Raw genomic sequence first — 9,953 nt, 5'->3', positions numbered from 1 at the left:
CGTACAGGGCCCGCTCCCGCTCCACCAGCAGGGGCAGCGGCTCCGAAGCGGTGACCAGTTCGCGCAGCGGACGCCGCGCCAGGAGCGAGGTCACCTCCGGCGTCAGCGCCGCGGCGTAGCGCTCGGCCACCGGGGCCGAGTCGTCGAGCAGCCCCTTCGCCGCCTCCCGCAGCAGGGTGCGCTCCGGTCCGCGCGGCGCCCGGGCGGCCGCCCGTTCGTAGAGCCGGCCCCCTTCCTCCAGGACCAGACCGACGTCGATGCCCGCCGGGATCTTGACGTCCGCGTGCCGGCGCCAGGTGGCGATCGGGTCGCTCCAGGCCTCCACGGTGTACGTCCAGCGGCCCATGGCGTCCAGCGTGATGTCGGCGCCCCACCGGTCCGTGCCGGGGGCGAGCTCGCGCATCGGCGTCCAGGGCCCGCGGCCGCCGTCCGGGTTCTTGAGGACCACGTTGGCGCCGATGGCGTCGTGGCCCTCGCGAAACACCGTCGCGGAGATCCGCACCGTCTCCCCGATCACGGCTTTCGCCGGCCGCCGACCGCACTCCACGCGCGGTTCGACGTCCCGGACCGGGATACGGCCGATCGCCCTGGTGGACTTCACCTGTGCACCTCCGCTAGCTGAAACTGGCTTCATGGGACCCGAGCCGGTCGAACGACCCGCTGGACGCGGGGTGCTACATCTCGGCGGGCAGGCGGGGCAGGGACGACGTCACCGAGAGCCGCGTCACGCCGCTCCTGCGGGTCGTTCCCCTGCGTTCCCGCAGCCGGGACTCGGCGGTGGTCCGCAGGTACTGCTCGGCGGCGTCAGCGGCCTCCCGTGCGCAGCGCTTGCCCATCAGCACGCACAGGGTGTAACCGCAGTCCTCGAAGGCGGCCCGTGCCGAGCGGTCGCCCGGGTGCGCGAGCATGGCCCGCTCCCAGGCCCGGTACCCGCGCAGGGTTCTGGCGACTTCGGTCTTCGCTGGTTGCAGCATCGCGCAGTACACCTTTCGGGAGTTCACGAGGTACGCCGCTCACGACGAGCGGACCGGCCCTTTCCGCAGAGGTGCGAAAGCGTCCAACCTCCCGAGGCCTTCACTTATGGTGCACGGCGTATCACCCAACGTCCTGTTGGATCTTGATTGTGGTGCGCTCGTGTTGCACGAATGGCGTAGCAGCCTCACTGTGGTTGTGACTCTGAAGCGATTACCGCTCACGCTTCGTGTCGGGTACCCCCCGGCCCGTCGGGCCGAGGAGGAGTGTGAGCCTCGCCGGTGAGGAGCGAAACGACGATGAAGACCGCAGTCCCCTGCTACTACCACCTCGACGTGGACGTCTGTCCGGAACGGGTGGTTCAGGTCAGGCGCATCCTGGCCGCCCACCTGGCGTACTGGGACCTCGAGACGCTCGTCGAGCCCGTGTGCCGCGGCGTCGAGATGCTGCTGAAGGCCATCGACGAACACGCCGAGGACAAGCACACCTCGATCGAGATGTGGTGGAACGGCCAGCACCTGATCACCGCGGTCGGGGGCGACGACCGCCGGCTGCGCCCCGACCTCGACCTGCGCGCCTGCCTGGAGCGCATCGCCGCCATGAGCGACGGCTGGGGCTGCTGCGCCACCGACACCGGCAGCAAGGTCATCTGGTTCTCCCAGCGGGCCCGCGCCGGCGAGCGCGTGCCCCTGGTGCCGAGGGCGCCGTCGCCCAGCCTGCGGGAGGGGCTTCAGGTGCCCCGCGCGCTCACGATCGCCGAGGTGGCCGCCCGGGCGGACGACGAGCGGGTCCTGGAGGCCGCCCGGTGAGCTCACGCACGAGCCGCGCGCGCCACGGCGCAGGGGTGTCCGTGTGGGGCGGGCACCCCTACCCGCTGGGCGCCGACTTCGACGGACAGGGAACCAACTTCGCGCTGTTCAGCGAGGTCGCCGAACGCGTCGACCTCGTCCTCGTGGACGACGATGGCGCCGCCCGCACCGTCCAGCTGACCGAGGTGGACGGCTTCGTCTGGCACGCCTACCTGCCCGGGATCGGCCCCGGGCAGCGGTACGGCTACCGGGTGCAGGGACCGTGGAACCCGTCCGGCGGCGACCGCTGCAATCCGGCGAAGCTGCTGCTGGACCCCTACGCGCGCGCCGTCGACGGCCAGATCGACAACCACGCCGCCCTCTTCGAGCGGGCCGGCGAGCGGCCCGACCCCGCGGACAGCGCCGGCCACACCCTGCTGGGCGTGGTCACCGACCCCGCCTTCGACTGGGGCGACGACGAGCCGCCGCGCCGCCCGTACGCCGACACGGTGATCTACGAGGCGCATGTGCGGGGCCTGACCCGCACCCACCCCGACGTCCCGCCCGACCTGCGCGGCACCTACGCCGGGCTCGCCCACCCCGCGGTCACCTCGCACCTCACCTCGCTGGGCGTGACGGCGATCGAGCTGATGCCCGTGCACCAGTACGTCCAGGACGGCGTCCTGACCGACCGGGGGCTGTCCAACTACTGGGGCTACAACACCATCGGCTTCTTCGCCCCGCACAACGCCTACGCCGCCCGGGGCGCCCGCGGCGGACAGGTGAGCGAGTTCAAGGCCATGGTGAAGGCGCTGCACGCGGCCGGCCTCGAAGTGATCCTCGACGTGGTCTACAACCACACCGCCGAGGGCAACGAGATGGGCCCGACCCTCTCCTTCCGCGGCATCGACAACGCCTCCTACTACCGGCTCGTGGACGGCGACTGGGCGCACTACTACGACACCACCGGCACCGGCAACAGCCTGCTGATGCGCCACCCGCACGTCCTGCAGCTGATCATGGACTCGCTGCGGTACTGGGTGACGGAGATGCACGTCGACGGCTTCCGTTTCGACCTCGCGGCCACCCTCGCCCGGCAGTTCCACGAGGTGGACCGGCTGTCGGCGTTCTTCGACCTGATCCAGCAGGATCCGGTGATCAACCGCGTCAAACTGATCGCCGAGCCGTGGGACGTCGGCGAGGGCGGCTACCAGGTGGGCAACTTCCCGCCGCTGTGGTCGGAGTGGAACGGCCGCTACCGCGACGCCGTACGCGACTTCTGGCGCGCCGAGCCCGGTTCGCTGGGCGAGTTCGCCTCCCGGCTGACCGGCTCCTCCGACCTGTACGCGCACAGCAGGCGCCGTCCGCGCGCCAGCGTCAACTTCGTCACCGCGCACGACGGTTTCACCCTGCGCGACCTCGTGTCGTACAACGACAAGCACAATGAGGCCAACGGCGAGGACAACCAGGACGGCGAGAGCGACAACCGGTCGTGGAACTGCGGGGTCGAGGGTCCCACCGAGCGTCCCGCCGTCCTCGCGCTGCGGGCCCGCCAGCAGCGCAACCTGCTCGCCACGCTGCTGCTGTCCCAGGGCATCCCGATGCTGTCCCACGGCGACGAACTCGGCCGCACCCAGCTGGGCAACAACAACGCCTACTGCCAGGACAACGAAGTGTCCTGGATCGACTGGCGGTCGGCCGACGAGCAGCGGGAGCTGACCGATTTCTGCCGCCGCCTCGGCGCCCTGCGCGCCGCTCACCCCGTGTTGCGCCGGCGCCGCTTCTTCCGGGGCGAGACCGTCACCAGCGCGGGACAGCCGCTGCCGGACCTGGTGTGGCTGCGGCCGGACGCGGACGAGATGAGGGCCCGTGACTGGCAGCGCTCCGACGCGCACAGCGTCGGCGTGTTCCTCAACGGCGATGCCATCGCCGAACCGGATCCCCGCGGCCGGCCCGTCGTCGACGACTCGTTCCTGCTGCTGTTCAACGGTTTCTGGGAGCCGGTCGTCTTCCGGCTGCCCGACGCGCGTCACGGCGCGCGCTGGACCGTGTGCGTCGACACCGCGGAACCCGACGGCGCTCTGGACGAGAGCGAGTTCAAGGCGGACGCGGAGGTCACGTTGGAGCCCCGGAGCCTGCTGGTGCTCTCCCGGCCCCCGCTGCGCCGGCGCTGAGGCAGGCGGCGCTCGGCGCTGAGGCGGGCGGGCGCTCGGCGCTGAGGCGGGCGGGCGCTCGGCGCTGAGGCGGGCGGGCGCTCAGCGCTGGCGGTGCGACGTCACCGTGAACTGGGCGCCGTCCGGGTCCCGCAGCACGGCCTCGTGGGCGGTCTCGGCGAGCACGCTGCCGCCGTGCTTCTCCGCCGACCGGGCGCACACGGTCACGTCCGCCACGGCGAAGTGGACCTGCCAGTGCGGTCGGATGGTGGGGTCGGGCGCCGCTTCCAGCGCGCCCGACGTGATCCGCGCGACCACGTCGCCCCGGCTGCGCAGCACGACCTCGCCGGCCTCGTAGTGGACCTGGCAACCGCCGGGGCGGTCGGTCGCCCAGTCGAGGATCTCGCCGTAGAAGATGGCCGAGTCGAAGGCGTCACGGGTGTGCAGCCGGACGAACGCGGGGGCCGCCTGCCGCCAGGCCTCCCAGTTGCCGATCAGCTCGCCCTCCCAGATGCCGAAGGTCGCGCCGTCCCGGTCGGCCAGCAGGGCCGCCCGGCCCGGCGGCAGGGAGATGGGGCCCACGGCCACGGTCCCGCCGCGCTCCCGTGTCCGGGACGCCGCGTCGTCGGCGCTGGGGACGGCGAAGTAGGGCGTCCAGGCGACCGCCATCTGCCACATCGAGGCGACCGCGGCCACCCCCGCGACCGGCACGCCGCCCACCAGGGCCGTGCGGAAGTGGTCGCCGAGCGCGCCCCGCAGCCACTTCCAGCCCAGCACCGCCCGGTAGAAGTCCTGGGTGGCCTCCAGGTCACGGCTGGTCAGACTCACCCAGCAGGGGGCGCCGTACACCGAGTGCGTGGAGACCGCCGCACGGGCGCCGTGGGCGGATGTCGAATGGTGTTTCATGGCACTCGCGTTCCTGAGTCTGTCGGCCGGCGGGCGGCGGGGACGAGGGTCGCCCCCAGTGTCCGGCCGCGCCGGCCCGGGCCGCCTGGCGAGGACCGGGTGGTTCGATGGGGAGGCGGCCCGAGTACCGCGTGGGACAGGGGCGAAACGGCCCGGAGCGGCCCGGAGCGACCGGACCGTTCGGGTGACGCGGGACGTGAGCGGGGCGGTCGCCCGGCGGCGGGCGTCAGTCGCTCGCGGGCTCGGCCCCGGTCCCGCTCGCGGCCTCGGCGGTGATCTCCTCGCGCAGCCGCGCGAAACAGCCGCTCAGGAGCCGCGAGACGTGCATCTGCGAGATGCCCAGCTGTTCGGCGATCCGGCTCTGCGTCATGCCGCCGAAGAACCGCAGATACAGGATGGTCCGCTCGCGCTCCGGCAGGGCCCGCAGACAGGGCGCCACGGCCACCCGGTCCACGACGGTGTCGTAGCCGGGGTCGGCGTGGCCGAGGGCGTCCTCCAGCGCGTAGCCGTCCGTGCCGGGCAGCTCGGCCTCCAGCGACAGGGCGGTGAAGCACTCCAGCGCCTCCGCGCCGGTGCGCACCTCGTCCTCGGTGAGCTGCGCGTACGCGGCGATCTCGGCGATGGTCGGCGCTCGGCCGGGAGTGGTCTGGGACAGCTCCTTCGTCGCGTGGCGCACCCGGTTGCGCAGGTCCTGGACCCGGCGCGGCACGTGCAGCGTCCACATGTGGTCGCGGAAGTGCCGCTTGATCTCACCGGTGATCGTCGGCACCGCGTACGCCTCGAAGGCACGCCCGCGCTCGGGGTCGTAGTGGTCCACGGCCTTGACGAGTCCCAGGGCCGCCACCTGGTAAAGATCCTCCAGCGCCTCGCCGCGTCCGCGGAAACGGACGGCGATCCGCTCGGCCATGGGCAGCCAGAGCCGGACGAGTTCGTCCTTGAGCGCCTGTCGCTCGGGACCCGCGGGGAGCCCGGCGAGACGTTCGAAGGACTCGGTCGTGTCCGGGGCGTCGTCATGGGGGTGCTGCTTTGTTCGGACGATGGTACGCATCACGCGCGCCTCCCTCAGGAGGGTTGCCGATGGACGGGGGACACCGTGGGAACCGCTCGACCGGAGGGATTCGGGCACACCCGGGGCCGCCCGATCAGCGGGTCCGACGGACGTGCCTCCTCTCCGAAGCACTTACCTGCTGATGCCCGGAGCAGGGCGTATCGAAACAGTTTCTCCAGATATATCTCGTATCGTCCCTTGACCCGCTCTTGGACCGATCACCTCTCAGCCGGCTCGCCCACGCCTTCGGCGACACGAAGGCCGTCGACGGGCTCGACCTGACCGTCCGGGAAGGCGAGGTGTTCGGCCTGTGAGGACCCAACGGAACGGGCGAGACCACCGCCGTCCGGTGCATCACCACGCTGCTGCTGCCGGTCGCCGTCGGCATGGTGCGCGTCTTCGGCCACCACGCCGCCGGGGACCGCATGGCCGTACGACGGCTGCTCGGCTACGCCCCCCAGCAGCTGTCCGCCGACTCCGGGCTCACCGGCCGCGAGAACGTCTCGCGGTTCGCCCGCGTCTTCGACGTGCCGCGGCGCGAGCGCGCCGAACGCGTCGCCCAGGCCCTGGACGCCCTCGGCCTCACCGACGCCGCCGGCCGACCGGCCGGCACCTGCTCCGGCGGGATGGTCCGCCGGCTCGAGCTGACCCAGGCCCTGGTCAGCGCGCCCCGGGGTGCTCGCCGTGACCGCCGAGCTCGGGGTCACCGCCGGCCTCCTCGCTCCTGGGCCGACTGGCCCGCTGACGCGTCCCGGAGACGTGATGTGCGGCACCCCCCGGACGAGCCCTTTCGGCGTCCGCTCGCCGATTGTGCCTGCGCACGGCTTGATCAGCGATCAAACGGGATGAACACCCTGGCCACCGCTCATTCTGCTCATTTGACAGTGAGATCGGCACACGGATAGGAAGCAGCCGGTAGAAGTCGAGAGGTGGACTGTGCACGAGCCGAACGTGGTCGGGGACTGGCTGGAGTACGACGAGTACGCCGGTCTGCGGGTCCGCGTCCACCGACTGGAACAGAGCGAGCCGCCGCGGGGGCGTGACGACGCGGCGGAGGGGCTGACCTATTTCTGTCTGCGGGTGACCGTGGAGAACCGGGGCGGCCTGCACTCCACGATCCATCTGGAGGACGGTCAGATCGACGTGCGGCTCGGCCCCGACGGGGAGAGCGCGTTCATCGACTGGCGCAACTCGCAGTTCATCGAGGGCTTCGACGTCTATCCGCTGCGCCGGGCGACCGCCGTGCTGTACGCGGCGGGCCCCGAGGCCTGCCTCGGCCAGGTGGACGTCCAGATCCAGTTGCGCGTCGACGACGACTGGGCCGACCGCCGGCTGTGGACCGGCGGCATCGGACTGCACGAGGGCTCCGGCGGCGCCCAGACCGGCGCGGGACGCGACGACAGCCTGGCCCGCCAGGTGAGCAACTTCCTGCGCGACCAGGCCGAAGAGGGCACCGCCTGACGGATTTGGCGCCCTTCGGGAGCGCGTGCGGTCAGTGCGGGATGCCGTCGATGATCTCGCGCGCGCCCTGCCGCAGCAGCGCCACCGCCACCGACGTGCCGAGCGTCGCCGGGTCGAGCCGCCCCGCCCACTCGTGGGCGTTGAGCCGCGTCTTGCCGTCCGGGGTGAACACGCAGGCGCGCAGGGACAGTTCGCCGCTGCGGTCCACCCGCGCGTAGCCCGCGATCGGGCTGTTGCAGTGGCCCTGGAGCACGTGCAGGAACATGCGCTCCGCCGAGGCCTCCCGGTGGGTCGCCGGATCGCCGAGCCCGCTGACCGCGTCGATGAGCTCGCCGTCGCCCTCGCGGCACTGCAGGGCGAGGATGCCCGCGCCGATCGGCGGCATCATCGTCTCCGGGGACAACACCTCGCTGATCACGTCCCGCCGGTCGATGCGCTCCAGCCCGGACACCGCGAGCAGCAGCGCGTCGGCCTCGCCCGCCGCGAGCTTCTCCAGCCGCCGGTTGGCGTTGCCGCGGAACGGCACGCACCGCAGCTGGGGGTGGGTCGCGGCGAGTTGGGCGATCCGGCGCACCGAGGAGGTGCCGATGCGCGTCCCGGCCGGCAACTCGTCCAGAGTGCTGCCACCCGGGTGGACGAGGGCGTCGCGGACGTCGTCGCGCCGCAGGAACGCGGCGAACACCGTGCCCGCGGGCAGCGGCCGGTCTGCGGGGACGTCCTTGACGCAGTGCACCGCGAGGTCGGCGTCGCCGGCCAGCAGCGCCGCGTCGACCTCCTTGGTGAACGCGCCCTTCCCCTCGACCAGGGACAGATCGCCCATCCACTTGTCGCCGGTCGTCCGCACGGGGACGACCTCGGTGCGCACGCCGGGGTGCAGAGCGGCCAACTCCGTGCGTACCCGCTCCACTTGGGCCAGAGCCATGGGCGAGTCGCGGGAGACGATGCGGATGAGTTCCGGAACGGACATGCGGGACACGATAGACCCTCGTGACCCACGCCCCGCGCCGCTCACGGGTTTCGGCCACCGTTCGGCGGTTCAGGTGTCCAGTCGCATGCTGAAGCGCCGCTTGTCCGCTCCGAGAGCGCCGCGCCGGGCGTAGAAGCGGATCGCGCCCTCGTTCCAGACGGGGGTCTGCCACTGCACCTCGGCCAGCCCCAGACGCCGGGCCCGGTCCACCACCGCGTCCATCAGCAGGGCGCCCAGACCCAGGCCGCGATGGTCCGGGGCGAGGAACAGGCAGTCCATATGGAGATATTGGAGGCCCTCCCAGGTGGAGAGCGCCGGGGAACAGGTGGCGTAGCCGACGACCTCGCCCTCGGGCAGTTCGGCGACCAGGCACCCGAGCCGGGGTTCGGGCGCCTCGAACAGGAGCACGGCCAGGCGCTCGGCGAGGTCGGGCACGGGCGGTTCCACGCTCGTAGCGCGCGTGCTGCGCGGCCAGTTCCGCGACGCGCGGCAGGTCGGACCGCTCGGCGGGCCGCACCCGGCCGGCGCTCACCGGACCTCGCCCCCGGCCGCGTGGACACCCCGGACCGCGTCGGCCGGGTCGCGGGGACCGGCCGTGCGGACGACGCGCGGGCGAGGGGCCCCGGCGAGGGGATCCGGCGCCTTCTCCCTTGTCATGGACGGGAGTTCTCGAAGAAGATCCATCCGGTCATCATGCCCCGCGGACGGCCCCGGACGCCGGTCCGGGGCCGAACCCCGCGGCGGGCCTGCGCGGCCGGTCCGCCGGGGACGCCTACGCGTTGGGGTCGAAGGGAATCCCGGAGGGCTTCGCCGACGACAGGTTCCCGGCGAAACTGGCGTCCTTCAGACCGAAGTTGGCGCTGCCGAAGTCGTACGCGCTCAGCTTGTCCCGCAGTCCCGGGGCGTAGCCGTTCCAGCCGACCAGCGGGGGGTACTGCCAGGTGTGCTTGGCGTTCTCCGGCGGCTCGTCGTTGGAGTTGGCGATCCGGAAGCAGTGCGTACGGATGCCGTCCTTGTGGTACACCGCCTTCGCGTGGGTGCCCTCGAAGCGGACCGTGGACGCGGCGTGCACGGTGAACGAGCCGTGGTTGGACGTGGAGACGTACTGGACCTGGCCGTTCTGCACCCAGACCACGACGTGCTCCCAGTCGTTGCGGTGCCCGCCGATGCCGCTGCCCGCCACCGCCTGGTCCTTCTCGAAGTACAGGCTGTACATGTACGCGCACCAGCCGTTGTTGCACTTGTAGCGCGAGTAGCTGTTGGTGTTGTCGAGGTCCGAGGCGTCGTGGCAGTTGCCGTTGAGCGCCCCGCTGGGCTTCAGGCCGCCGTTGACCGTGCCGTCGGGGCCGATGGCGGGCGTGGAGTAGCACCCGTCCGTGTCGTAGTCGAACGCGGGCTGGTACGTCAGCTCCGCGGCCTCCGCGTTCTGCGGAAGCGCCTGGGGAGGAGCGGCGAAGGCGACCGAAGGGACGGCGACGACCAGCGCGGCGGCGCCGACGAGACCGGTGAGCCACCTCCTGCGGTGGACCTTGAACTGGGCTGAGGACACGGGGAGTTCTCCTCGGGCGCGGGCGCAGCCGAACGGCTGTGGGGGAAAAGGGAGTTCAGCTTCCACGCTTTTCCCTCCCGCGCCAAGGGGTCGCAGGCGTATCGGTGGT

10 protein-coding genes and 1 pseudogene are annotated in these 9,953 nt (G+C 72.1%); 4 read left to right on the top strand and 7 right to left on the bottom strand.

Annotated elements, in window-relative coordinates; all coding sequences use genetic code 11:
* On the bottom strand, nucleotides 1-634 hold a 634-nt coding region (locus tag ACFVYK_RS26035), incomplete at its 3' end, for a maltotransferase domain-containing protein (RefSeq protein ID WP_389778156.1).
* 40 nt (nucleotides 635-674) lie between these two features.
* A complete protein-coding gene (locus ACFVYK_RS26030; protein WP_389778155.1) occupies nucleotides 675-974 on the bottom strand; it encodes a DUF5133 domain-containing protein in 300 nt (99 codons plus the stop codon).
* A gap of 297 nt (nucleotides 975-1,271) precedes the next feature.
* Here ACFVYK_RS26030 and ACFVYK_RS26025 point away from each other — a divergent pair, with 297 nt between their 5' ends.
* Together ACFVYK_RS26025 and glgX are read left to right on the top strand one after the other, a co-directional pair.
* Complete coding sequence (locus tag ACFVYK_RS26025; RefSeq protein WP_389778153.1) at nucleotides 1,272-1,781, top strand: pep a2; 510 nt, start codon at nucleotides 1,272-1,274, stop codon at nucleotides 1,779-1,781.
* 35 nt (nucleotides 1,782-1,816) lie between these two features.
* Complete coding sequence (gene glgX / locus ACFVYK_RS26020) at nucleotides 1,817-3,934, top strand: glycogen debranching protein GlgX (RefSeq protein ID WP_389778163.1); 2,118 nt, start codon at nucleotides 1,817-1,819, stop codon at nucleotides 3,932-3,934.
* Between the two features lie 81 nt (nucleotides 3,935-4,015).
* Here the strand turns inward: glgX and ACFVYK_RS26015 are convergent, their stop codons facing one another.
* Both ACFVYK_RS26015 and ACFVYK_RS26010 read right to left on the bottom strand, forming a co-directional pair.
* Nucleotides 4,016-4,819, bottom strand: a complete 804-nt coding sequence (locus tag ACFVYK_RS26015; protein WP_389778151.1) for a VOC family protein — start codon at nucleotides 4,817-4,819, stop codon at nucleotides 4,016-4,018.
* 226 nt (nucleotides 4,820-5,045) lie between these two features.
* Nucleotides 5,046-5,867 carry an RNA polymerase sigma factor SigF gene (locus ACFVYK_RS26010; protein WP_389778161.1) on the bottom strand — a complete coding sequence of 274 codons (822 nt, stop codon included), beginning with the start codon at nucleotides 5,865-5,867 and terminating at the stop codon, nucleotides 5,046-5,048.
* Between the two features lie 209 nt (nucleotides 5,868-6,076).
* On the opposite strand from ACFVYK_RS26010, the pseudogene ACFVYK_RS26005 reads away from it, so the two are divergent.
* A pseudogene (locus ACFVYK_RS26005) lies at nucleotides 6,077-6,541 on the top strand (ATP-binding cassette domain-containing protein); the annotation flags it as partial.
* 262 nt (nucleotides 6,542-6,803) lie between these two features.
* Nucleotides 6,804-7,328, top strand: coding sequence for a hypothetical protein (locus tag ACFVYK_RS26000; RefSeq protein WP_389778149.1), 525 nt, complete (start codon nucleotides 6,804-6,806; stop codon nucleotides 7,326-7,328).
* A gap of 31 nt (nucleotides 7,329-7,359) precedes the next feature.
* Here ACFVYK_RS26000 and hemC read toward each other — a convergent pair whose 3' ends face one another.
* The 3 genes from hemC to ACFVYK_RS25985 form a co-directional block, all read right to left on the bottom strand.
* Nucleotides 7,360-8,295, bottom strand: a complete 936-nt coding sequence (gene hemC, locus ACFVYK_RS25995) for a hydroxymethylbilane synthase (RefSeq protein ID WP_389778148.1) — start codon at nucleotides 8,293-8,295, stop codon at nucleotides 7,360-7,362.
* Nucleotides 8,296-8,364: 69 nt separating this feature from the next.
* Nucleotides 8,365-8,742 (bottom strand): GNAT family N-acetyltransferase, encoded by a 378-nt coding sequence (locus ACFVYK_RS25990; protein ID WP_389778146.1) that lies wholly within the window; start codon nucleotides 8,740-8,742, stop codon nucleotides 8,365-8,367.
* Between the two features lie 325 nt (nucleotides 8,743-9,067).
* Complete coding sequence (locus tag ACFVYK_RS25985; protein WP_389778145.1) at nucleotides 9,068-9,844, bottom strand: NPP1 family protein; 777 nt, start codon at nucleotides 9,842-9,844, stop codon at nucleotides 9,068-9,070.
* Between the last annotated feature and the right edge of the window lie 109 nt (nucleotides 9,845-9,953).

Source organism: Streptomyces sp. NPDC058291 (assembly GCF_042880855.1).
Taxonomy (GTDB): domain Bacteria; phylum Actinomycetota; class Actinomycetes; order Streptomycetales; family Streptomycetaceae; genus Streptomyces.
This window is presented reverse-complemented; position numbering and strand designations above follow the sequence as displayed.